This window comes from Streptomyces sp. NPDC001351 (assembly GCF_042896045.1).
GTDB lineage: Bacteria > Actinomycetota > Actinomycetes > Streptomycetales > Streptomycetaceae > Streptomyces.
Window position 1 is genome coordinate 233659 of the sequence record NZ_JBIAWS010000011.1, and the last position, 22098, is coordinate 255756.

General features: G+C 70.6%; 21 protein-coding genes and 1 pseudogene. 17 read left to right on the top strand and 5 right to left on the bottom strand.

Features of this window, described 5'->3' with window-relative positions:
- Positions 1-65: 65 nt before the first annotated feature.
- Complete coding sequence (locus ACFY1U_RS35600) at positions 66-1061, top strand: hypothetical protein (RefSeq protein WP_390698162.1); 996 nt, start codon at positions 66-68, stop codon at positions 1059-1061.
- A gap of 389 nt (positions 1062-1450) precedes the next feature.
- On the opposite strand, the gene ACFY1U_RS35605 is transcribed toward ACFY1U_RS35600, so the two are convergent.
- The gene (locus tag ACFY1U_RS35605; protein WP_390698163.1) at positions 1451-2230 is read right to left on the bottom strand and encodes a hypothetical protein; all 780 of its coding nucleotides are present in this window, start codon (positions 2228-2230) and stop codon (positions 1451-1453) included.
- Positions 2231-2339: 109 nt separating this feature from the next.
- Complete coding sequence (locus ACFY1U_RS35610; RefSeq protein ID WP_390698164.1) at positions 2340-2921, bottom strand: helix-turn-helix domain-containing protein; 582 nt, start codon at positions 2919-2921, stop codon at positions 2340-2342.
- Between the two features lie 80 nt (positions 2922-3001).
- Between ACFY1U_RS35610 and ACFY1U_RS35615 the strand changes: the two genes are divergently transcribed.
- From ACFY1U_RS35615 to ACFY1U_RS35635, 5 genes are all read left to right on the top strand, one after another.
- Positions 3002-3943: an NAD(P)/FAD-dependent oxidoreductase gene (locus ACFY1U_RS35615; protein ID WP_390698165.1), complete on the top strand. Its 942-nt coding sequence runs from the start codon at positions 3002-3004 to the stop codon at positions 3941-3943.
- A 51-nt stretch (positions 3944-3994) separates the two neighbouring features.
- Complete coding sequence (locus ACFY1U_RS35620; protein ID WP_390698166.1) at positions 3995-5533, top strand: ATP-dependent DNA ligase; 1539 nt, start codon at positions 3995-3997, stop codon at positions 5531-5533.
- The gene (locus ACFY1U_RS35625; protein WP_390698167.1) at positions 5530-6006 is read left to right on the top strand and encodes an NUDIX domain-containing protein; all 477 of its coding nucleotides are present in this window, start codon (positions 5530-5532) and stop codon (positions 6004-6006) included. The genes ACFY1U_RS35620 and ACFY1U_RS35625 overlap by 4 nt, the downstream gene beginning before the upstream one ends.
- A gap of 78 nt (positions 6007-6084) precedes the next feature.
- The gene (locus tag ACFY1U_RS35630) at positions 6085-7479 is read left to right on the top strand and encodes an NADP-dependent succinic semialdehyde dehydrogenase (protein WP_390698168.1); all 1395 of its coding nucleotides are present in this window, start codon (positions 6085-6087) and stop codon (positions 7477-7479) included.
- Positions 7480-7504: 25 nt separating this feature from the next.
- Entirely contained in the window at positions 7505-7741 is a 237-nt protein-coding gene (locus ACFY1U_RS35635; RefSeq protein ID WP_390698169.1) for a DUF6213 family protein, read from the top strand.
- A 37-nt stretch (positions 7742-7778) separates the two neighbouring features.
- Here ACFY1U_RS35635 and ACFY1U_RS35640 read toward each other — a convergent pair whose 3' ends face one another.
- Positions 7779-8444, bottom strand: coding sequence for a transcriptional regulator (locus ACFY1U_RS35640; RefSeq protein ID WP_390698170.1), 666 nt, complete (start codon positions 8442-8444; stop codon positions 7779-7781).
- Positions 8445-8612: 168 nt separating this feature from the next.
- On the opposite strand from ACFY1U_RS35640, the pseudogene ACFY1U_RS35645 reads away from it, so the two are divergent.
- The 3 genes and pseudogenes from ACFY1U_RS35645 to ACFY1U_RS35655 all read left to right on the top strand — a co-directional run.
- Positions 8613-9692: pseudogene (locus ACFY1U_RS35645) on the top strand (type III polyketide synthase); the annotation flags it as partial.
- A 7-nt stretch (positions 9693-9699) separates the two neighbouring features.
- A complete protein-coding gene (locus ACFY1U_RS35650) occupies positions 9700-10914 on the top strand; it encodes a cytochrome P450 (protein WP_390698171.1) in 1215 nt (404 codons plus the stop codon).
- 7 nt (positions 10915-10921) lie between these two features.
- Positions 10922-11443 carry a cupin domain-containing protein gene (locus ACFY1U_RS35655; protein WP_390698172.1) on the top strand — a complete coding sequence of 174 codons (522 nt, stop codon included), beginning with the start codon at positions 10922-10924 and terminating at the stop codon, positions 11441-11443.
- Between the two features lie 87 nt (positions 11444-11530).
- Here the strand turns inward: ACFY1U_RS35655 and ACFY1U_RS35660 are convergent, their stop codons facing one another.
- Positions 11531-12757: an acyl-CoA dehydrogenase family protein gene (locus ACFY1U_RS35660; RefSeq protein ID WP_390698173.1), complete on the bottom strand. Its 1227-nt coding sequence runs from the start codon at positions 12755-12757 to the stop codon at positions 11531-11533.
- Between the two features lie 184 nt (positions 12758-12941).
- On the opposite strand from ACFY1U_RS35660, the gene ACFY1U_RS35665 reads away from it, so the two are divergent.
- Positions 12942-13586, top strand: a complete 645-nt coding sequence (locus tag ACFY1U_RS35665) for a TetR family transcriptional regulator (protein ID WP_390698174.1) — start codon at positions 12942-12944, stop codon at positions 13584-13586.
- A 101-nt stretch (positions 13587-13687) separates the two neighbouring features.
- On the opposite strand, the gene def is transcribed toward ACFY1U_RS35665, so the two are convergent.
- Positions 13688-14227 carry a peptide deformylase gene (gene def, locus ACFY1U_RS35670; protein WP_390698175.1) on the bottom strand — a complete coding sequence of 180 codons (540 nt, stop codon included), beginning with the start codon at positions 14225-14227 and terminating at the stop codon, positions 13688-13690.
- Between the two features lie 113 nt (positions 14228-14340).
- On the opposite strand from def, the gene ACFY1U_RS35675 reads away from it, so the two are divergent.
- From ACFY1U_RS35675 to ACFY1U_RS35705, 7 genes are all read left to right on the top strand, one after another.
- Positions 14341-15579, top strand: coding sequence for a MurT ligase domain-containing protein (locus ACFY1U_RS35675; protein ID WP_390698176.1), 1239 nt, complete (start codon positions 14341-14343; stop codon positions 15577-15579).
- A gap of 16 nt (positions 15580-15595) precedes the next feature.
- Positions 15596-16324 carry a type 1 glutamine amidotransferase gene (locus ACFY1U_RS35680; RefSeq protein ID WP_390698178.1) on the top strand — a complete coding sequence of 243 codons (729 nt, stop codon included), beginning with the start codon at positions 15596-15598 and terminating at the stop codon, positions 16322-16324.
- 180 nt (positions 16325-16504) lie between these two features.
- Complete coding sequence (locus ACFY1U_RS35685) at positions 16505-17530, top strand: 6-phosphofructokinase (RefSeq protein ID WP_390698179.1); 1026 nt, start codon at positions 16505-16507, stop codon at positions 17528-17530.
- A 120-nt stretch (positions 17531-17650) separates the two neighbouring features.
- Positions 17651-18601, top strand: a complete 951-nt coding sequence (locus ACFY1U_RS35690) for a cytochrome c oxidase assembly protein (RefSeq protein WP_390698180.1) — start codon at positions 17651-17653, stop codon at positions 18599-18601.
- An 85-nt stretch (positions 18602-18686) separates the two neighbouring features.
- On the top strand, positions 18687-20033 hold the full coding sequence (locus tag ACFY1U_RS35695) for a DUF6777 domain-containing protein (RefSeq protein WP_390698238.1): 1347 nt from the start codon (positions 18687-18689) through the stop codon (positions 20031-20033).
- A 28-nt stretch (positions 20034-20061) separates the two neighbouring features.
- On the top strand, positions 20062-21897 hold the full coding sequence (locus ACFY1U_RS35700) for a protein kinase (protein WP_390698181.1): 1836 nt from the start codon (positions 20062-20064) through the stop codon (positions 21895-21897).
- Positions 21898-21910: 13 nt separating this feature from the next.
- A complete protein-coding gene (locus ACFY1U_RS35705; RefSeq protein ID WP_030928253.1) occupies positions 21911-22081 on the top strand; it encodes a hypothetical protein in 171 nt (56 codons plus the stop codon).
- Positions 22082-22098: the final 17 nt, after the last annotated feature.

The window sequence follows — 22098 nt, forward strand, 5'->3', positions numbered from 1 at the left end:
GGGGTCCCGTAGATTCCGGCTGAGGGCCTGCGCAGGGTTCTCCGGAGTGGGGGGGGTGGTCAGCGGTGACCGTCGAGTCGACAGCGGTGACTTCGGCGCCGAAGTCGCTGGTGTGGCAGGGCGACGAACTGGTCTCGTGGGTCGGCGGCGGACGGCGGTGGGATCGCGACGGGGTGGAGCACCGGGCGCCCTACACGTGGAGCTTTCCGTTCGACACCGGGACCAGTTCGGCCTCGGGGCCGTACTCCGCGGTGTACCAGGAGCGCGGCACCAAGGGGGTGTTGCTCGAAGGGGAGCGGGTCGTACGGGAGCTGAACCGCAGCTACTACCGCGCTCCGGACTACGACTACCCGCTCGCTCTGGGCAGGTTGGGCGACGGGCGCGAGGTCGTCGTGCACTGCCCCGAGGAGTACAACGTGCTCCAGATCGAGGACGCGGCGAGCGGCGAACGGCTGACCGCCGGCAGCCGCGAGCCGGAGGACTTCTTCCATTCCAGGCTGAGCCTGAGCCCGGACGGCCGCCATCTGCTCTCGGTCGGCTGGGTCTGGCAGCCCTTCGGGATGGCCGTCGTCTTCGACACCGCGCTCGCACTCACCGACCCGGGCAGCCTGGACGGCGACGGGCTGCTGCCGACCATGGCCGTCATGGGCGGAGAGGTGACGGCCGGTTGCTGGCTCGACGCCGACCGGCTGGTCCTGGCGACCGGGACGGAGGAGTGGTACGACGAGGAGGAGGAGAAGCTTGCGCTCCCGCCGCGCCACCTCGGTGTGTGGTCGGTGTCCGAAGGCCACTGGCTGCACCGCAGCCCCGTCCCCGAGACCGACCCCGGCGTGCTGCTCCTGCCCCGAGACGATCAGGTCGTGTCTCTGCACGGCCACCCGCGGCTGCTCGACACGGCGACCGGGCGGATCGTCGCGGAGTGGCCCGAGGTCCGCGTCCCAGTCAAGCCCGCCTGCTTCGGCTACCGCCGCGTGGCCACCCCCGTCGCCACCCTCCACCCCGACGGCACCCGGCTCGCCGTCGCACAGGCGGAGAGCATCGCGCTCATCACGCTGCCCTGAGCGGGCCGACCGTACGGAATCGTGCCCAGCCCAGCCCGGCGAGGAAGGATGCCGGAGTGCGGGTCTGCTCGGCACGCCGGGTCGACACGGGAATCACCCCCATCGGGCGGGTCGCGACGGCCCACGCGGGCGGTCCTGTGCCGGCCGTGTGGGAGTGGTACTGGCCGGCGAGACCGTCCGTGGACCCCGATGTGACGGATCCGTACGAGGACTCAAGTCCCAGGCGGCGTAGGCCATCCCCGTCGTGGCACCCCAGGAGGGCCCGCCGGGCACGACCCTGCGCCGGCCCCCGCAGGCCGCGGCCCGCACCACGGTGCGCAGATCCGCCACGGAAGTCGTTCGCGGCCCCGAACATGCCCGGGACCGGCACCAGTACGGTGTGCGCCGTGTCATGAGCCGCACCCGCCCACCCGCTTGCTGCTCAGCGCCACGTCGTCCAGGTGCATGTCGTACGACGAGGGCGTGGGGTCGGCCTGGTACAACTGCCAGCCCAGCTTGAGCTTGTCGAAGTGCGGGAAGACGAAGTCGTCGGCCGTGCCGCCGTGTTGCTTCGTCGACACCGTCAACTCGGGCTTCTCCGAGCCGTCCAGGTAGACGGTGACGCGGTTGTCGGTCGCGTCGAGGTGGAATTCGACGCACTGCCAGGTCCCGGCGGTGGCGGGAGCGGAGGTCTTCCAGGCGGTCCAGTCCCCGGTCGGACCCAGATCGGAGCCGACCCCCCAGAAGTTGCCCTTCGAGGTGGGGACGTACTGGCCGCCCAACGGCCGCACCAGCGTGGGGACATCGGAACCGGAGGCTTCCGCGATGGTCCAGTGCGCCCAGTCGGGAGCCGTGGGGAGGCGGTCCACGCGCAGTCTCAGCCTGGCCCAGAAGCTGTTGCCGGCGGGCGCGAGACCGGACAGGGAGAGGAAGGCGCGGCCGTTTCCTTCCGTGTGGAGCCGCAGTTCGTGTCCATGGCCGGTGGCGCCGGGTTCGACGGTCAGCGAACCGTTGGAGGTGTCGGCACTCCAGCCGCGGCCCGCGGTGACCGGCCCGAGGGGAAGACGGTCGAAGTCCTCCTTGAAGAAGGTCTTGTGCGGGGCGGGGGTGGCGGAGGCGGTGGGGGGTATCGCGAGCAGCGCTGCCGACGCGGCCGACAGCACGGCTGCGATCTTCCTCATGCGTGTCATGGGCTCAGTGTGCAACACCCGTCACAGCAGTCACATGGGCCGGGACCCACCAGCAGGGAAACGGCCAACGGCCGTGCGGCGGCGCGGAGTTGTAGCATCCCCCCGCCCGTCATGACCGCTTCGGCCGCGCCCGCACATGCATCCGCTCTCCCTGCGGCCCGAACAGGCTCAGGAACTCCACCGGCCCCTCGCCCGTCGACCCGAACCAGTGCGGCACCCGGGTGTCGAACTCGGCCGCCTCGCCCGCCGCCATGACGACGTCGTGCTCGCCGAGCACCACCCGCAGCCGACCGGACAGCACGTACAGCCACTCGTAGCCCTCATGGGTGCGCGGTTCGGGCTCCTCGGTGCCCTGCGGCACCAGCACCTTGAAGGCCTGGAGGCCGCCGGGTTGCCGGGTGAGCGGCCAGAAGGTGCGGCCGTGGAGCACCAGGGGCTTGCCGCGTACCCGTGGGTCCCCTGCGGGCGGCGCGCCGACCAGCTCGTCCAGCGGCACCTGGTGCGCCCGCGCGATCGGCAGCAGCAGCTCCAGGCTGGGCCTGCGCAGTCCGGACTCCAGCCGGGACAGCGTGCTCACCGAGATGCCGGTGGCCGCCGACAGCCCGGCGAGCGTGGCACCCCGCTCCTTGCGGATCCGGCGCAGCCGGGGGCCGACCTCCGCGAGGACCTCGTCCGTGTCGTCGTCATTCATGGACGACATTGCAGTTTCGGCAAACAGGTTTGTCAATGCGGCAGCGGTGGGGCGACCGTCGGGCGTGGAGGTGGTCACCCATGACCGAGAAGCACAGCGAGCAGTACGAAGTGATCGTCGTCGGAGGGGGCGCGGCCGGGCTCTCCGCCGCGCTGGTCCTGGGCCGGGCCCGGCGTCGCACCCTCGTCGTCGACGCGGGCGAGCCCCGCAACGCGCCCGCCGCCCATATGCACGGCTATCTGTCACGGGACGGCATGCCACCCGCCGAGTTCCTGGCGATCGGCCGGGAGGAGATCGCTCGGTACGGCGTGGAACTGGTCCGCGACCGGGCCGTGGACGTCACGAAGGGCGAGGACTTCGCGGTCGCCCTCGCGAGCGGCCGGACCGTGCGCGCACGGCGGCTGGTGATCGCCACGGGCCTGCGGGACGAACTGCCGGCGGTGCCCGGCGTCGCCGAGCGCTTCGGCCGGGATGTGCTGCACTGCCCGTACTGCCACGGCTGGGAGGTCCGCGACCAGGCCTTCGGCGTACTGGCCACGACCCCGCTGAGCGTCCACCAGGCCCTGATGGTGTCCCAGTGGTCGAAGGACGTGACGCTCTTCCTGCACACCGTGCCCGAGGAGGAACTGTCGGACGACGATCTGCGCAGGCTCGCGGCGGCAGGGGTGAAGGTGGTGCCCGGCGAGGTGGCGGAGCTGGTGGTGGAGGACGACCGGCTCACCGGCGTACGTCTGACGGACACTACGACGCATGCACGCGAGGTCGTCTTCACCGCGCCCCGCCCGGTCCCGGGGACCGGCTTGCTGGAGCGGCTGGGAGCCGAACTCCAGGAGACCCCCTTCGGCGCGTACCCCGTGGTCGACCCGACCGGGCTCACCTCTGTGCCTGGCGTCTGGGCGGTCGGCAACGCGATGGGCTTCGCCGAGCAGGTCGTGAACGCGGCGGCGGGAGGTTACCGGGCGGGGGCCTTCATCAACGGGGAGCTGTTGATGACCGACCTCGACACGGCCGTACCGGCATAGGACCACCGCCGTCCGGGTGTGGAGCGCCCGCCTCCGTTGGAGGATGTCTGCATGCTGCTCGCCCGCCTGGCCCAAGTCTCCCAGGAGATCGCCGCCACCTCGGCGCGGTCCCGGAAGATCGCTCTGCTCGCCGAGCTGTTCCGGGACGCCGAGGCGGACGACGTGCCGATCGTGATCCCGTATCTGGCGGGACGGCTGCCGCAGGGGCGGCTCGGCGTCGGCTGGAAGGTGCTCGGCCGCCCGGTCGCCCCGGCCGCCGGACCCACGCTCACCGTGCGGGAGGTGGACGCCCTCCTGAGTGAGCTGGGCAAGGTCTCGGGCACCGGCTCGCAGGCCGAACGGAGCCGCCTGGTCGGCGAGTTGATGGCTGCGGCCACCGAGGACGAGCAGCGGTTCCTGCTCGGGCTGCTCACCGGTGAGGTGCGGCAGGGCGCCCTGGACGCCGTCGCCGTCGAGGGCCTGGCGCAGGCCACCGGGGCACCGCCCGCGGACGTACGCCGGGCGGTGATGCTCGCGGGCTCCCTGCAGACGGTGGCGCAGGCGCTGCTCGCCGACGGGCCGGCGGCGCTGGACCACTTCCGCCTCACCGTCGGCCGCCCGGTCCTGCCGATGCTGGCGCACAGCGCCTCCTCGGTGGCCGAGGCGGTCGACAAGCTCGGCGCGTGCGCGGTCGAGGAGAAGCTGGACGGCATCCGGGTGCAGGTCCACCGGGACGGCGACAGCGTGCGGATCTACACCCGCACCCTCGACGACATCACCGACCGCCTGCCCGAACTCACCGCCGCCGCACTGGAGTTGAAGGTCCGCCGGTTCATCCTGGACGGGGAGGTGATCTCCTTCGGGGCGGACGGGCGGCCCCGGTCCTTCCAGGAGACGGCCGGGCGCGTCGGCTCACGCGTGGACGTGGCGACGGCCGCCGAGACGGTCCCCGTCTCCCCCGTGTTCTTCGACGCGCTGTCCGTGGACGACCGCGACCTGCTCGACCTGCCCTTCGCCGAGCGGCACGCGGAGCTGGCCCGGCTGGTCCCCGAGCCGATGCGAGTACGGCGCGCGCTGGTCTCCGGTCAGGAGGAGGTGAGCGCGGCCGAGGACTTCCTCGCCGCCACCCTGGAGCGCGGTCACGAGGGCGTCGTCGTGAAGGGCCTCGACGCCGCCTACAGCGCGGGCCGGCGCGGCGCGTCCTGGCTGAAGGTCAAGCCCGTCCACACGCTCGATCTGGTGGTGCTCGCCGCCGAGTGGGGCCACGGCCGGCGCACCGGCAAGCTCTCCAACCTCCACCTCGGAGCCCGCAACCCCGACGGCTCCTTCGCCATGCTCGGCAAGACCTTCAAGGGCATGACCGACGCGATGCTCACCTGGCAGACCGAACGCCTGCAGGAGCTCGCGACCGGCACCAACGGCTACGTGGTGACCGTACGCCCCGAACTCGTCGTCGAGATCGCCTACGACGGCCTGCAGAGGTCCACCCGCTACCCGGCCGGCGTCACCCTCCGCTTCGCCCGCGTGGTCCGCTACCGCGAGGACAAGCGCCCGGAGGAGGCGGACACGGTCGAGACGCTGCTCGCGGCGCACCCGGAGGTGCAGCCATGAGCGGCAGGCGCAGCGCGGGCCTGCTGTTGTTCCGGTACACCGGCGGCGGCCTGGAAGTCCTGCTCGGCCACATGGGCGGTCCGTTCTACGCCAAGCGGGACGCAGGGGCGTGGACCGTCCCGAAGGGCGAGTACGAGCCCGAGGAGGAGACGGCCTGGGAGGCGGCCCGGCGCGAGTTCCAGGAGGAGCTGGGTCTCGAGCCGCCCGACGGGGAGGCCGTGGCGCTGGGCGAGGTCCGGCAGACGGGCGGCAAGACCGTCACGGCCTGGGCGGTCGAGGCCGACCTGGACCCGGCGACGATCGTGCCCGGCACCTTCCGGATGGAGTGGCCGCCCAGGTCCGGGCAGACGCAGGAGTTCCCCGAGCTGGACCGGGTGGAGTGGTTCGGGCTAGACCGCGCCCGGGATGTGATCGTCAAGGCGCAGTCCGCGTTTCTCGACCGGCTGGCGGAGCACTCGCAGGAATCGGAGTAACCGCACGGCCGCCCACGCGTTGCGGTCACCGGCAGCGCGCGGGAAGGTCGAATCAAGCCCGCCCCCAGGAGGTCAGCCATGCCCATCGCGACGGTGAACCCGGCGAACGGCGAGACACTCAAGACGTACGAGGCCATGGGCGAGGAGGAGCTCGAGCGCCGGCTCCAGCTCGCGGAGGCGACGTTCCGCACGTACCGGACGACGCCCTTCGCCGAACGCGCCCGCCTCATGAACAAGGCCGCCGCTCTCCTCGACGAGATCCAGCAGGACATCGGCCGCGTCATGACCACCGAGATGGGCAAGCCGATCAAGCAGGCGCGTGCGGAGGCCGCCAAGTGCGCCAAGGCGATGCGCTGGTACGCCGACCACGCCGAGGAACTCCTCGCGGACGAGGAGCCCTCGGAGTTCGACGTCAAGGACTCGGGCGCCTCCCGCGTCCGGGTCCGCTACCGGCCGCTCGGCCCCGTTCTCGCGGTGATGCCGTGGAACTTCCCGCTGTGGCAGGTGATCCGGTTCGCGGCGCCCGCGCTGATGGCGGGCAACGTGGGCCTGCTCAAGCACGCCTCGAACGTCCCGCAGACCGCCTTGTTCCTGGAGGACCTGTTCCACCAGGCGGGCTACCCGGAGGGCTGCTTCCAGACGCTGCTGATCGGCTCCGGCGCCGTCGACGACATCCTGCGCGACGAACGCGTCAAGGCGGCCACCCTCACCGGCAGCGAGCCCGCCGGACGGGCGGTCGCGTCCACCGCCGGGGACATGGTCAAGAAGACGGTGCTCGAGCTGGGCGGCAGCGACCCGTATGTCGTCATGCCGTCCGCCGACCTCGACCGGGCCGCGCAGATCGCGGTCACCGCGCGGGTGCAGAACAACGGGCAGTCGTGCATCGCCGCCAAACGGTTCATCGTGCACACGGACGTCTACGACGCCTTCGCCGAACGCTTCGTCGAGGGCATGAAGGCACTGAAGGTGGGCGACCCGATGGAGGAGGACACGGACGTCGGGCCGCTCTCGAGCGAGCAGGGACGCGACGACCTGGAGGAGCTCGTCGAGGACGCGAGGCGGAGCGGGGCCCAGGTGCTGTGCGGCGGCCATCGGCTGCGCAGGCCCGAGCTGCCCGGCTGGTACTACCCGCCGACCGTACTGACCGGGATCACCCGGGAGATGCGCATCCACCGCGAGGAGGCCTTCGGGCCCGTCGCCACGCTGTATCGCGCCTCCGACCTCGACGAGGCCGTGCTCATCGCCAACGATTCGCCGTTCGGGCTGAGTTCGAACGTATGGACGCGGGACGAGGCGGAGGTGGACCGCTTCGTACGGGACCTGGAGGCGGGCGCCGTCTACGTCAACGGGATGACCGCCTCCCACCCGGCGTTCCCGTTCGGCGGGGTCAAGCGGTCCGGTTACGGGCGTGAGCTGTCCGGGCACGGAATCCGGGAGTTCTGCAACATCACCACGGTTTGGCACGGTGCGTGAGTGCTGCGCGGCTAACATCCCGGTTGTGAACCGCGAAGTGACTCTGCCTCTGATCGTCGATGACCGCGGTGTCCTGCAGGTGGCTGCGGCTGATGTGAGCAAGCTTCTGCGGACGGTGGGTGGAAGGTGGCTGCACCTGGTCGAGGACGGGGAGGCGGGGCTCGATGAGGACACCGTGGCGGCGTTGACCATTGAGTTGGCGAAGCTGGCCGATCGTATTGATGTGGCGTGTATTGCTCACAGCAGCGGGAGTACGCCGTAGGGCGGCGGAGCCGCACATTGATGCAGCCCCGCGCCCCCTAATGGGCCAGTTGCAGCAACGTCGACCAGAAAAGTGACTCGTAGCTTTGGAGCAGGCGGCCGTAGCCGTGTGCGAGCTCCACATTCAGGAACCCGGTGTCCAAGCCCGCCTGCACCGCCGCCGTCGCCCTGTGGTCCAGCTCCGGGGCCGGTTGGGCGAAGAAGTCGAAGAACGCGCAGGACTCGTCCTGGAAGCCGTAGTGGACCCGTAGAGCCTGGGCGATGGTGGCGCAATAGCCGCCCCACGCCGAGAAGTTGGCGGTGATGGCCAGGACCGCGTCCGTCGGGGAGGCGTTGAGGGCGAGCCAGGCGACGTAGGACGGATAGGCCTGGCAGCCCGGTAGCGGCTCGTAGGCCCTCGTCCTTGCCTCGTCGATGCCGCATGCCTGCGCGAACGGCTGCAGCCGTTCGGCCGCCAGCGCCTCTCCGTCGGCGAGCATCTCGAAGAACGCGGCGGCCTCCGGTTCCTCCGTGGCGCATTGGGCCAGATGGAGGAACGCGCGGCGGTCCGCGGGGATCACCCAGCGCTGTTCCAGAGCCAGCGTGGCGAGTGTGTCGCGGGAGGCCTCGCCCCGGGCGATGAGGGGGACGAGCGGGTTGGCCTGCGGGTCCGGGGCGAGCTTCGCGGTGGTCGTCTCCAGCAGTTCCGTGGCCGTACGCGTCATTGCGTCCTCCATGGGATCGGATGCGGGGCTCCTGCTCCGACCTTGGCACGGGGTCCCCGATACGGAGTAGTCCGGCGCGAGATCGTCGCCTCGTCGGGTGATCGTGGGTGAACCACCCCCAGAGGTGAACCCTTTTCGACCCGGGGGGCGAAAGCCTTCCGGACGGCGAAAGCAGGACGGTTCATGGCGACTTTGTGCAGACCCTCGGTGTCCGTCCCAGAGCACGTGATCACGATGGAGGAGACGCTGGAGCTCGCACGCTCCCGCCACGCCGACCACCCACAACTGCCGCTGGCCCTCCGGCTGATCGAGAACACCGGCGTTCGCACCCGGCACATCGTGCAGCCCATCGAAGAGACGCTGAAGCATCCCGGTTTCGAGGAGCGCAACAAGGTCTACCAGGCCGAGGCGAAGGCCCGGGTCCCCGCGGTCATACAGCGGGCGCTCGACGACGCCGAGCTGCTCACCAAGGACATAGACGTGATCATCTACGTGTCGTGCACGGGCTTCATGATGCCCTCGCTCACGGCCTGGCTGATCAACGAGATGGGTTTCGACAGCACCACCCGCCAGATACCCATAGCCCAGCTCGGTTGTGCGGCCGGCGGAGCCGCGATCAACCGGGCGCACGACTTCTGCTCCGCCTACCCCGACGCCAATGCGCTGATCGTGGCCTGCGAGTTCTGCTCGCTGTGCTACCAGCCCACCGACCTGGGCGTCGGATCCCTGCTCTCCAACGGCCTGTTCGGCGACGGGATCGCCGCCGCGGTGGTGCGCGGACAGGGCGGCGAGGGCATCGAGCTGGTGCGCAACGGCTCGTACCTGATCCCCAAGACCGAGGAGTGGATCATGTACGACGTCCGGGCCACCGGATTCCACTTCCTGCTGGACAAGCGGGTGCCGGGCACGATGGAACCGCTGGCGCCGGCGCTGCAGGAGCTGGCAGGCCGGCACGGCTGGGACGCCTCCGACCTGGACTTCTACATCATTCACGCCGGCGGCCCGCGCATTCTCGACGACCTCAGCAAGTTTCTGCAGGTCGACCCCCACGCGTTCCGGTTCAGCCGGGCCACGCTCACCGAGTACGGCAACATCGCCAGCGCCGTCGTCCTCGACGCGCTGCGCCGGATGTTCGACGAGGGCGGGGCGAAGCACCGGGCGCGCGGGCTGCTGGCCGGGTTCGGGCCCGGCATCACCGCGGAGATGGCGCTGGGCCGCTGGCACAGCCCCGACCACAGGACGGCATGAGTACGGCATGACTGAAGAAACCCTCACCGAGACCCTCCCTCCGATCCGGCACTGGCCGGCCCTCGACCTGACCGGCGTCGACTTCGACCCGGTGCTGGCCGAGCTGATGCGCGAGGGCCCCGTCACCCGCATCCAGCTGCCCAACGGCGAGGGCTGGGCCTGGCTGGTCACGCGCTACGACGATGTGCGCATGGTGACCAACGACCCCCGCTTCAGCCGAGAGGCGGTCATGGACCAGCCGGTCACCCGGCTCGCCCCGCACTTCATCCCGCAGCGCGGCGCGGTCGGTTTCCTCGATCCGCCGGACCACACCCGGCTGCGCCGCTCGGTCGCCGCCGCGTTCACGGCGAAGGGCGTGGAGCGGGTGCGCGAGCGGTCCCGGCGGCTGCTGGACGAGCTGGTCGACGAGCTGCTGCAGGACGGTCCGCCGGCGGACCTCACCGCGACCGTCCTCAGCCCCTTCCCCATCGCGGTGATCTGCGAGCTGATGGGCGTCCCGGCCGCCGACCGGCACGGCATGCACACCTGGACCCAGCTGATCCTGTCCTCCTCGCACGGCGCGAAGGTCAGCGAGAAGGCCAAGAACGAGATGGGCGCCTACTTCGCCGACCTCATCGGCCTGCGGGAGGGCAGCTCCGACGAGGACGTGACGTCCCTGCTCGGTGCCGCCGTCGGCCGCGAGGAGATCACCCTGGAGGAGGCCGTGGGTCTGGCCGTTCTCCTGCAGATCGGCGGCGAGGCGGTCACCAACAACAGCGGCCAGATGTTCTACCTCCTGCTGACCCGCCCGGACCTGGCCGAGCGGCTGCGCGCCGAGCCGGAGATCCGCCCCCAGGCCATCGACGAGCTGCTGCGCTACATCCCGCACCGCAACGCGGTCGGTCTCTCGCGCATCGCGATGGAGGACGTGGAGATCAGAGGCGTACGGATCCGCGCGGGCGACCCGGTCTACGTCTCCTACCTGGCCGCCAACCGCGACTCGGACGTCTTCCCGGACCCGGAGACGATCGACTTCACCCGCGCCCCGAACCCCCATGTGTCGTTCGGCTTCGGCCCGCACTACTGCCCGGGCGGCATGCTGGCCCGGCTGGAGTCGCAGCTGCTCGTCGACGCGCTGCTGGACCGGGTGCCGGGTCTCGAGCTCGCCGTACCGCCGGACCAAGTGCCCTTCAAGAAGGGGGCGTTGATTCGCGGTCCCGAAGCACTGCCGGTCACCTGGTGAGCAGTCGGTGACGGCGACGGAGGGTCTGCTGGTACCGCCGGGCCACGGCCGGGTCGTGGAGACGCCGGCCCAGCGCGTGACGTTCAAGGTGACCGGCAACCACTCGCGCATGGCGTCCACCTTCGAGGTGGAGGTGCCGCCGGGCTTCGATGTCGGCGCCCATGTGCACACGCGCAGCGAGGAGTTGTTCTACGTGCTCGAAGGCGAACTGGACGTCCTCGCCTTCGAGCCGCGGGTACGGACCCCCGACAACTGGCAGCGCTGGGAGTCGAGTTCGGGCAATCGGGTGGTACGGGCGACCCCGGGCACGGTCATTGTCGTACCACCCGGGTGCCCGCACGCCTTCGCCAACCCGACCGGCACCCCGGCGAAGATGTTCTTCCAGGCGTCCCCGCCGCCCGATCACGAGCGGTACTTCGAGGAGCTGCTGGAAATCCTGGGCAGCGGCGGTCCCCCGGACCACCAGGCAATCGAGGACCTACGCCGCCGCTACGACATCGAACAACTCACACCACTCAAACACCGGTGAGTGAAGCGCCCCGACAGGGGCGCGGGGAACTGCGCGACCAGCCACCGACAACTCGCAGACCGAATCACACAGCTCCCCCCAACGGCGCTACCGAATCGACATCCCCGAAAGCGTCCGAGCGATCACCAACCGCTGAATCTCACTCGTACCCTCGAAGATCGTGTAGATCGCGGCATCGCGGTGCATCCGCTCCACCGGGTACTCCCGGGTATAACCATTGCCCCCGAGAATCTGCACCGCCTGCGCGGTGACCTTCTTGGCCGTCTCGCTCGCGAACAGCTTCGACATCGACCCCTCGGCGGCCGTGAACTGCTTGCCGCTGATCGCCATCCACGAGGCCCGCCACACCAGCAGCCGAGCGGCGTCGATGGACGTACGCATGTCCGCGAGCTGGAAGGCCACGCCCTGGTTGTCGATGATCGGGCGGCCGAACTGCTCACGCGTCTTCGCGTAGTCCAGGGCCACCTCGTACGCGGCACGGGCGGTCCCGACCGCCATCGCACCGACGGCCGGGCGGGACGCCTCGAACGTGGCCATCGCCGCGTTCTTCACGCGCTCGCCGCCCGCCTTCGCCCGCTCCCGGGCCCGGGCGAGGCGCTCGTCGAGCTTCTCCTTGCCGCCGAGCAGGCAGGAGCCGGGGACGCGGACGTCCTCCAGGACGACCTCGGCGGTGTGCGAGGCGCGGATGCCGTGCTTCTTGAACTTCTGTCCCTGGGACAGGCCCGGCGTGTTCGGCGGGACGATGAAGGACGCGTGACCCTTGGAGCCGAGCTCCGGGTCGACGACCGCGACCACGACATGGACGTTGGCGATGCCGCCGTTGGTCGCCCAGGTCTTCGTGCCGTTGAGCACCCACTCGTCCTTGGCCTCGTCGTACACGGCCCGCGTACGCATGGAGGCCACGTCGGAGCCGGCGTCGGGCTCGGAGGAGCAGAACGCGGCGACCTTGACATCGTTCACATCGCCGTACATCTGCGGGATCCAGGTGCCGATCTGTTCCTCGGTTCCGTTGGCGAGAACGCCCACGGCGGCCAGTCCCGTGCCTACGATCGACAGGGCGATGCCCGCGTCGCCCCAGAACAGCTCCTCCATGGCCATCGGAATGCCCAGGCCGGTGGGGTCGAAGTACTGCTGGGCGTAGAAGTCGAGGGAGTAGATGCCTACCTTCGCGGCCTCCTGGATGACCGGCCAGGGAGTCTCCTCACGCTCGTCCCATTCGGCGGCCGCGGGGCGGATGACATCGGCGGCGAAGCCGTGCAGCCAGTCCCGGACCTCCTTCTGTTCGTCGTTGAGCTCCATGGTGAACTCGGCCATGTCCCCTCCAGCGGCGGCGGTGCTCTTGCATGTTACTAGCGGTAACTCCAGTCTGTTACTCGCGGGTAGGAGAAGTCAACTCCTGCTGACGGTCGGGACGGGTCGGCAGCCCGTTCGATGCAGGGGCCATGCTGAGTGTTAGTTTGCGCAGGCGTCACCGAATAAGCACGGGTGGGGAGAGCTCATGGACACCACGCAGCGGACCGAGCAGCAGCGGTCCGCCGACCGACGTCGGCGCGAGCTGCTGGAGGCCGCGGACCGAGTGGTGCTGCGCGACGGACCGCAGGCCTCGATGAACGCCATCGCCGCGGAGGCCGGCATCACCAAGCCGATCCTGTACCGGCACTTCGGCGACAAGAGCGGGCTGTACGCCGCGCTGGCGAAGCGGCACACCGACGCGCTGCTGAACTCGCTCCGCGCGGCGCTGGACGCCCCGGCGGACCGGCGGGAGCGGGTCGAGGCCACCCTCGACACCTATCTCGCGGCGATCGAGGCACGTCCGCAGGTGTACCGGTTCCTGATGCATCCGGCGGAGGGCAGCCCGGGCGGGGAGCAGGGTTTCGACGTCGGCAAGCATTCGATTCCGCTGCTGCGGCGTATGGGCGAGGAGTTGGCGCAGGTCATCGAGGACCGGCTGGATCTCGGGCCCGGAGGGCAGCAGCTGGCTCGGGTGTGGGGGCACGGGATCGTCGGCATGATGCATGCCGCCGGGGACTGGTGGCTGGGGGAACGGCCTTGTTCTCGGGGGGAGTTGGTGCGGAGCCTGGCGGATCTGCTGTGGGGTCGCCTGGCTGCGGCCGGCGACAAGATAGGTGGGCCTGGGTTCTGACGGTTGTTCTGCGTCTGCGGGCCGGTGGGGGTTGATCGCGCCCGCGCGGCGGAGCCGCACATTGACACAGGCCCGCGCCCCTGAAAGCAAAAGCCGTGCACTCACCGGCGCCAGGACGCTCGCGTCACCTGGCGCATCAGTCTGCGGTGGCGCCAGCCCTTCAAGTGGTCCGCGTAGATCCTGCCGTCGAGGTGGTCGCACTCATGCTGCAGGCAGCGGGCGAAGAAGCCCGTCCCATGGACGGTGATCGGCTCTCCGGTCGCCGTGAAGCCCTCCACCACCGCATGGTCGTAGCGTTCCGTCCCGGCCTCCAGGCCCGGTAGGGACAGGCAGCCCTCCGGGCCGCGGATCACCACGCCGTCCTTCTCGACGAGCCGGGGGTTCACCACGTGGCCGACGTGGCGGACGTCCTCGTCATCGGGGCAGTCGTACACGAAGACGCGCAAAGGTTCACCGATCTGGTTCGCCGCCAGGCCGACGCCCTGCGCCGCGTACATCGTCGCGAACAGGTTCTCCACGAGGGCCGCGAGTCCCGGGCCGAAGTCGGTCACCTCCTCGCACGGGATGTGCAGAAGCGGGTCCCCGAGCAGGGTGAGGGGCCGGACGCGGCCTCGGGCGCCCGGAATGGAGCTGTTTCGCATGACCGTCAGGGTACGGCGGTTCGGGACTGTGAATGGATCTCGATAGGCTGAGGTCCACACCACGTTGCCGTCAGGCAGAGGCGCGGCGCGTACGCAAGGAGGATCGAGAACTCATGGCAGGCAACTCGGACCCGCTCACGCCGCGGGCCAAGCTGGCCGTGACCGCGGGCAAGGCGGTCGCGGCGGCATCGCGCGCCGCTGGGCGCGGGAGCGGTTCGGTGATCGGTGGCCGGGTGGCGCTCAAGCTCGACCCCGACCTCCTCGCGCGGCTCGCCCAGAACCTGGACGTCACCCTGGTCTCGGCGACCAACGGCAAGACCACGACCACCCGGCTGATCGCCGAGGCGCTGCGCGCCGCGGGCCCGGTCGTCTCCAACGCGCTCGGCGCCAACATGCCGGCCGGCATCACCTCGGCCCTCGCGGGCAGCTCGGACGCCCGGTTCGGGGTCATCGAGGTCGACGAGAAGTACCTCGCCGGCGTCGCCCGGGACACCGACCCGAAGTGCATCGCGCTGCTCAACCTCTCCCGCGACCAGCTCGACCGCGCCGCGGAGACCCGCATGCTCGCGGAGAACTGGCGCGAGGGGCTCGCCGGGTCGAAGGCCGTCATCGTCGCCAACGCCGACGACCCACTGGTCGTGTGGGCCGCGTCCTCCTCCCCCAATGTGATCTGGGTCGCCGCCGGGCAGATGTGGAAGGACGACGCCTGGTCCTGCCCGTCGTGCGGCGGTGTGATGCAGCGCCCGGGCGACGACTGGTTCTGCGGTGAGTGCGGTTTCCGCCGGCCCACGCCGAGCTGGGCGCTCTCCGGGGATCACGTCCTTGACCCGCACGGGTCCGCGTGGCCCATCCATCTGCAGCTGCCCGGGCGCGCCAACAAGGCGAACGCGGCCAGTTCCGCCGCCGTGGCCGCCGTCTTCGGTGTGCCGCCCCAGGTCGCCCTGGAACGCATGTACCAGGTGCAGGCCGTCGCCGGGCGCTACGACGTGGTGCAGTTCCAGCAGCGCGACCTGCGCCTGCTGCTGGCGAAGAACCCGGCGGGCTGGCTCGAAACGTTCAGCCTGATCGATCCTCCGCCGACCCCGGTGATCCTCTCCGTGAACGCGCGCGGCGCCGACGGCACCGACACCTCCTGGCTGTGGGACGTCGACTACACACGCCTGAGCGGCCACCCGATCTGCGTGATCGGCGACCGCAAGCTGGACCTCGCGGTGCGTCTGGAGGTCGCGAACCAGCACTTCCAGGTCTGCGACGACCTCGACCAGGCGGTGCAGATGAGCCCGCCCGGCCGGATCGAGGTCATCGCCAACTACACCGCCTTCCAGGACCTGCGCCGCCGCGTCGGCAACTGACACTCAGGGGACTTTTGTGAGCGACAACCAGCTGCGGGTCGTCTGGATCTATCCCGACCTGCTCAGCACGTACGGCGACCAGGGCAACGCCCTCGTGGTGGAGCGCCGGGCCCGCCAGCGCCGCCTCGACGTGGCGCGCCTGGACGTGCGCAGCGACCAGGCCATCCCGACCTCCGGCGACATCTATCTGATCGGCGGCGGCGAGGACCGTCCGCAGCGGCTCGCGGCCGAGCGGCTGCGCCGGGACGGCGGACTGCACCGGGCCGTGGAGAACGGCGCGATCGTCTTCTCGGTCTGCGCCGGCTACCAGATCCTCGGTCACGAGTTCATCAACGACCTCGGCCAGCGCGAGCCCGGCCTCGGGCTGCTGGACGTGGTCTCGGTACGGGGTGAAGGCGACCGCTGCGTCGGTGACGTGCTCGCCGACATCGACCCGCGGCTCGGCCTGCCCCCGCTGACCGGCTTCGAGAACCACCAGGGCGTCACCCACCTCGGCCCGACGGCCCGCCCCTTCGCCAAGGTCAAGCTCGGCAACGGCAACGGCACGGGCGACGGTACGGAGGGCGCGTACAACGACACGGTCTTCGGCACGTACATGCACGGGCCGGTGCTGGCGCGGAACCCGCAGATCGCGGACCTGCTGCTGAAGCTCGCCCTTGACGTGAACGCGCTGCCCCCGACCGACGACCGCTGGTACGAGGCGCTGCGCAACGAGCGCATCGCAGCAGCCCAGCAACCCGCCTGACACCTGGATGCAAGGCCGTCTCAACCGGCCCGTCTGACGGCCCGTCCGCACAGGTGAGCGGGGTCGTCCAGCAGGCGGACGCATGCTTCGGCCCCGCCCCCTCCTGCCGCTAGGGTGGCGGGGTTCGTGCCGGACGACGGGGTCCGGTCCCGGCCCACGTTGAGAAGGTTCTTTCGGGCTATGCGCATTGGTGTCCTCACGTCCGGCGGCGACTGCCCCGGCCTGAACGCCGTCATCCGGTCCGTCGTGCACCGCGCCGTCGTCGACCACGGCGACGAGGTCATCGGCTTCCGGGACGGCTGGAAAGGCCTCCTGGAGTGCGACTACCTCAAGCTCGACCTCGACGCGGTGGGCGGCATCCTGGCCCGCGGCGGCACCATCCTCGGCTCTTCCCGGGTCCAGCCCTCGCATCTGCGCGACGGGGTGGAGCGGGCCAAGGGTCACGTCGAGGAGCTCGGCCTCGACGCGATCATCCCCATCGGCGGTGAGGGCACGCTGAAGGCGGCCCGGCTGATGTACGACAGCGGGCTGCCGATCGTCGGCGTCCCGAAGACCATCGACAACGACATCGCGGTCACGGACGTCACCTTCGGCTTCGACACCGCCGTCGGCGTGGCGACCGAGGCCCTGGACCGGCTGAAGACCACCGCTGAGTCCCACCAGCGCGTCCTGGTCGTGGAGGTCATGGGCCGCCACACCGGCTGGATCGCACTGCACTCCGGCATGGCGGCCGGCGCCCACGCCATCGTCGTCCCCGAACGGCCCTTCGACATCGAGGAGTTGGCCAGGCGGGTCGGCGAGCGGTTCGAGGCCGGCAAGCGCTTCGCGATCGTCGTGGCGGCGGAGGGCGCCAAGCCCAAGGCCGGGTCCATGGAGTTCGACGAGGGCGGCAAGGACATCTACGGCCACGAGCGCTTCGCCGGGATCGCCCGCCAGCTCTCCACCGAGCTGGAGGAGCGGCTGGGCAAGGAAGCCCGGCCGGTCATCCTGGGTCACGTCCAGCGGGGCGGCACGCCGACCGCGTACGACCGTGTGCTCGCCACCCGCTTCGGCTGGCACGCCGTGGAGGCGGTGCACCGGGGTGAGTTCGGCAAGATGACCGCGCTGCGGGGGACTGACATCGTGATGGTGTCCTTGGCCGAGGCCGTGGAGACCCTGAAGACGGTTCCCTCCGAGCGGTACGACGAGGCGGAGTGCGTTCTGTAGTGCGCGTTTGATCTCGTACGGAATGGAAGAGTCCGCCCCCGGTCGCAGCAGCGACCGGGGGCGGTTCTACTCTGGGTCCGGACAGACAGCGCACAACCCCCACGAATCAGGAGCCGTTGGATGGATCACAGCGGGCACGGCATGACCATGGATCTGCCGCCGTTCACGCTGGGGCGGGGTCTTCAGTGGTCGGCGGACCCGTTCTTCCTCGTGGCCTGCCTGGTGGGGCTCGGGCTGTACGCGTACGGCGTGGTGCGGCTGCGGCGGCGCGGGGACAAGTGGTCGGCGGCGCGGACGGTGTCGTTCGTCCTCGGTGTGCTGACCATCGGGCTCGTGATGTGCACCAGGCTCAACGACTACGGCATGGTCATGTTCAGCGTGCACATGGTGCAGCACATGATCATCAGCATGCTGTCGCCGATCCTGATCCTGCTCGGCGCGCCCGTCACGCTGGCCCTGCGCGCACTGCCGACCGCGGGCAACGGCCGCAAGGGACCGCGCGAACTGCTGCTGATGCTGCTGCACAGCCGGTACATGCGGATCATCACGCATCCCGCGTTCACCATTCCGCTGTTCATCGCGAGCCTCTACGCGCTGTACTTCACACCGATCTTCGACTTCCTGATGGGCTCCAGAGCGGGGCACATCGCGATGATGGTGCACTTCCTCGCCGTGGGCGTCGTGTTCTTCTGGCCGATCATCGGGGTGGATCCCGGGCCGCAGCGGCCGGGTTATCTGATGCGGATGCTGGAGCTGTTCGCGGGCATGCCGTTCCACGCGTTCTTCGGCATCGCGCTGATGATGGCCTCGACGCCGATGGTGAAGACGTTCGAGAACCCGCCCGCCTCGCTCGGCATCGAGGCGCTCTCCGACCAGACCGCGGCCGGCGGCATCGCCTGGGCGTTCAGCGAGATTCCCTCGGTGCTGGTGCTGATCGCCCTGCTGTTCCAGTGGTACGGCTCCGAGCAGCGGCAGGCCAGGCGCAAGGACCGGGCCGCCGACCGTGACGGCGACAAGGAACTCGAGGCATACAACGCCTATTTGGCCTCATTGAACGCACGCGGGCAGTAAAGGCCTCGCCATTCCGAAGCATTCAGTAGCATGAAGCGCATGGGGGGAACCGCCGGGGGGAGCGGTGATGACACTTCGCGCATTTATGCAAGGGGCCGGGAAATCGGCGATTCGCAAGGTCGCCGTCCTGCTCGTTTTCGTACTGGCGCTCAGCGGTTGTGATCGAAGTACACCGCTGCTCGTCGTGAAGGCGGTGGCCGCGGGAGTTCCGTCCCTCGCGCCCTTCTTCGACGAGGGCAGCGGGCTGGGCCATGACGCCGCGATCAGGCCGCAGACGGTGCAGGGGAGTCTGCAGCAGGGGGACACGCCCGGTCTGTACGGGGGCACGAGGCAACCGACCATCTGCGACGTCAAGCGGCTCAAGGCGTTCCTCACGGATCCCGGTAATCATCAGAAGGCGCAGGCGTGGGCGACAGCGCTGAACATCACCACGGATGAGATTCCGGGATACCTGGACCGGCTCACTCCCGTTCTCCTGCGTCACGACACGCTCGTGCAGAATCACGACTACAAGAAGGGAAAGGCTGTTCCCTTCAACTCCCTGCTGCAGGCGGGAATCGCCGTCCTCGTCGATGAACAGGGACTTCCGGCTGTGAAGTGCTCGTGCGGAAATCCACTGCGCCCCTTCACGGGTGACACGAACAGGATTTCGGTCAAGTTCGGGGACGGAAACAAGAAGTGGCAGGGATATCAGCGTTCCTCCGTGGTGGCGGTGCAGCCGGCGCCCCGGAAAATGCAGCGGCTCGTTCTGGTCGATGTCGGCGATCCCGCCCTGGGCATCGACCGGCCGGTCGGCACGACGGGGGCGCACGACAAGACCTTCGACACGCGCAAGGAACGGGCCGTGCCCCGGCTCACCGGGACGACGTTCGGGGCGGCGAGCCGACGGCTGGCCGACGCGGGGCTCGCGGTCGGGTACGACGGGACGGCGCGACCGCCCGACGACGCGCGGGTGACGGCGTCGGACCCGCCGGCCGGGAGCAGGCTGGGGTTCGGGGCGTACGTGACGCTGAGCGTCGCCGAGGGGGCTGACCACGGGTCGACCGCTCCCCCGCCGCCCTCGACGTCCGGGCCGTCCACAGCGCCGCCGTCCTCGCCGCCGTCGTCCCGGTCCGCACCAGCTTCTCCGTCGTCGCCGTCCTCGCCGTCCAGCAGCGGCTCCGAGCCGTCGTCCTCCGCCCCGGCGTCGAGTGCGCCGCCCAGTTCCAAGGCGCCCCCGTCCAGTGCGCCGGCCAGTTCGCCGTCGACGACCCGTGCGCCCGCGAGCAGCGCCCCGGTCACCAGCAGCGCCCCACCGCCCGGCAAACCGGCGACCAGCAGCGCACCCCCGCCCGGGGCCACGAGCGCTCCGGCCACCAGCGGGCCGGCGAGCAGCGCACCTGCCCCGAGCGGGCCCGTGAGTTCCGGGCCCGCCTCGATCGCGATCACGTAGCGCCTCCGCAGAACCCGGGAGTCACCGGATGCAATCAGGATCACCTACGTCGGGAGTGGGCCGGGTCATCGCCGGCCGCTATCTGCTGCTGAACCGGCTCGGCGGCGGTGGCATGGGCCATGTGTGGCTCGCGCACGACCAGAGACTCGCCTGCGAGGTCGCGCTCAAGGAGATCGTGTTCCGGGACCCGGACCCGGCCAGCGACGAGCGGGAGGCCCGGGTCGCGCGGGCGCGCGCGGAGGCCCGGCACGCGGCGGGGCTGCGCGGCCATCCGCATGTGGTGACGGTCCACGACGTGCTGGAGCACGAGGGGCTGCCCTGGATCGTCATGGAGTACGTGGCGGGCGCCGTCGACCTCAAGGAGCTGGTCGAGACGCGCGGCCCCCTCGCGCCCGCGGAGTGCGCCCGCATCGGGCTGGCCGTGCTGGACGCGCTGACCGCCGGGCACGAGCGGGGCGTCATGCACCGGGACGTGAAACCGGCGAACATCCTGCTCGCACCGGACCGCTCCGGGGCCCCGTACGGGCGCATCCTGCTCACCGACTACGGCATCTCGGTGCAGCCGGACGCCGGCGAGACCCGGTACACGCTGGCGTCCGTACTGGTGGGGACGTCGGGCTATCTGGCGCCGGAACGCGCCACGGGCGGGCCGCCGACCCCGGCCGCCGACCTGTTCTCGCTGGGCTGCACGCTCTACCACGGCGTCGAGGGCCACGGCCCCTTCGAGCGTGAGTCGCACCTCGCCGAGGTCACCGCGGTGGTCATGGAAGAGCCGCGTCCGGCCGTGCGCGCGGGGGCGCTCGGCCCCGTACTGCAGGCGCTGCTGGTGAAGGATCCGGCGCGGCGGCCGTCCGCGCCGGAGGCGGAGGCGGCGCTGTCACGGATCGTCACACCGCAGGCCGAGGCGTACGCCCGTACGCAGACCGACCCGGGTTCGCAGCCGCCCTGGGCCGGGCCGGCAGCCGCTCCCCCTCCGCCCCGGCCCGGCGTGGACGGCTTCGGGCCGGTCGTCGCGTCCCTGTCCGGTCCCGCCCACCGTCGCCGCGAGCTCCCGCGGGCGCTGCGGGCGGTCCTTGCCGTCTCGCTGGGTCTGGTGCTGGCCCTGGGCGGGGTCTGGTACGCCGTGGCGCACCAGAGGAGCGGCGGTGACGGTGCGGCCTCGCCGTACGGTTCGGCCGTGGGGCTGTCGGCGCCGCTCAAGGACGGGGAGTGCGTGCTCGCGGACTGGCCGGGCGACCGTTTCGAGGGGGTGCCGCGGCTGACGCCGGATCCGAGCTGCCGGGACAAGGCTCCCGACGGACAGGTGGTGGCGTTCGTGTCGGCCGCGTCCGCGGACGAGGCGCGCACGCTGGGTCCGGCCCGGTGCGAGGAGCGGACGCAGGAGATCCGGGAGCGGCTGGCGGACGTCCGCAGCGTCGCCGTCGTGCCGACCGGGGCGGGGTTCGAGGCCGCGGGACGGCGCACGGCCTGTCTGGTGCTGGGAGCGCACGGGCCGGTGTACGGGCCGCTCGGCGATCGGCGCAAGGTCGGCTCGGACTTCACCGACACGGCGAACATGCAGCGCCGTGACTGCCTGCAGACCCGCTCCGCCCGGGACGCCCGGCTGGTGTCCTGCGGCGGCCCGCACGACGAGCAGGTGCTCGGCTTCACCCAACTGGGCCAGGACGTCACGCTCACCGAGGCCCGTACGCGGTCGGACGCGGCCTGTGCGAAGGACGTGCCGCCGCGGGACTACGGCTTCGACCCGTCGGTCTACACCTCCGGTTCCTGGAGCAGCCAGGGCGCCTGGAAGTCGGGCACGCATTTCGTCGTCTGCACCGTCCGCAAGCAGAACGGGGGCACCATGGAGGGGGACGAATCCTGAGGAGGGTGTTGCGATGCCCGGTTCTACGGACGGTTCTACGAAGGCGATGGGGGCGATCACGGTCGGCGGCCTGGTCGTGGTGACCGCCTACACGGTGGCCCTCGGCTCCAACGGCTGGCTGTGGTTCGGCTGGGTCGTGCTGGGGCTGCTCACCCTCGGGATGGTCGCCTCCCGCAGCACGTGACGCATCCGCGGCACGTG

Coding starts and splice junctions, on each gene's coding strand:
- ACFY1U_RS35605 (WP_390698163.1), bottom strand. CDS start 2,230: ATGACACGCATGAGGAAGATCGCAGCCGTGCTGTCGGCCGCGTCGGCA.
- ACFY1U_RS35610 (WP_390698164.1), bottom strand. CDS start 2,921: ATGAATGACGACGACACGGACGAGGTCCTCGCGGAGGTCGGCCCCCGG.
- ACFY1U_RS35615 (WP_390698165.1), top strand. CDS start 3,002: ATGACCGAGAAGCACAGCGAGCAGTACGAAGTGATCGTCGTCGGAGGG.
- ACFY1U_RS35620 (WP_390698166.1), top strand. CDS start 3,995: ATGCTGCTCGCCCGCCTGGCCCAAGTCTCCCAGGAGATCGCCGCCACC.
- ACFY1U_RS35625 (WP_390698167.1), top strand. CDS start 5,530: ATGAGCGGCAGGCGCAGCGCGGGCCTGCTGTTGTTCCGGTACACCGGC.
- ACFY1U_RS35630 (WP_390698168.1), top strand. CDS start 6,085: ATGCCCATCGCGACGGTGAACCCGGCGAACGGCGAGACACTCAAGACG.
- ACFY1U_RS35640 (WP_390698170.1), bottom strand. CDS start 8,444: ATGACGCGTACGGCCACGGAACTGCTGGAGACGACCACCGCGAAGCTC.
- ACFY1U_RS35650 (WP_390698171.1), top strand. CDS start 9,700: ATGACTGAAGAAACCCTCACCGAGACCCTCCCTCCGATCCGGCACTGG.
- ACFY1U_RS35660 (WP_390698173.1), bottom strand. CDS start 12,757: ATGGCCGAGTTCACCATGGAGCTCAACGACGAACAGAAGGAGGTCCGG.
- ACFY1U_RS35665 (WP_390698174.1), top strand. CDS start 12,942: ATGGACACCACGCAGCGGACCGAGCAGCAGCGGTCCGCCGACCGACGT.
- def (WP_390698175.1), bottom strand. CDS start 14,227: ATGCGAAACAGCTCCATTCCGGGCGCCCGAGGCCGCGTCCGGCCCCTC.
- ACFY1U_RS35675 (WP_390698176.1), top strand. CDS start 14,341: ATGGCAGGCAACTCGGACCCGCTCACGCCGCGGGCCAAGCTGGCCGTG.
- ACFY1U_RS35685 (WP_390698179.1), top strand. CDS start 16,505: ATGCGCATTGGTGTCCTCACGTCCGGCGGCGACTGCCCCGGCCTGAAC.
- ACFY1U_RS35690 (WP_390698180.1), top strand. CDS start 17,651: ATGGATCACAGCGGGCACGGCATGACCATGGATCTGCCGCCGTTCACG.
- ACFY1U_RS35695 (WP_390698238.1), top strand. CDS start 18,687: ATGCAAGGGGCCGGGAAATCGGCGATTCGCAAGGTCGCCGTCCTGCTC.
- ACFY1U_RS35700 (WP_390698181.1), top strand. CDS start 20,062: ATGCAATCAGGATCACCTACGTCGGGAGTGGGCCGGGTCATCGCCGGC.
- ACFY1U_RS35705 (WP_030928253.1), top strand. CDS start 21,911: ATGCCCGGTTCTACGGACGGTTCTACGAAGGCGATGGGGGCGATCACG.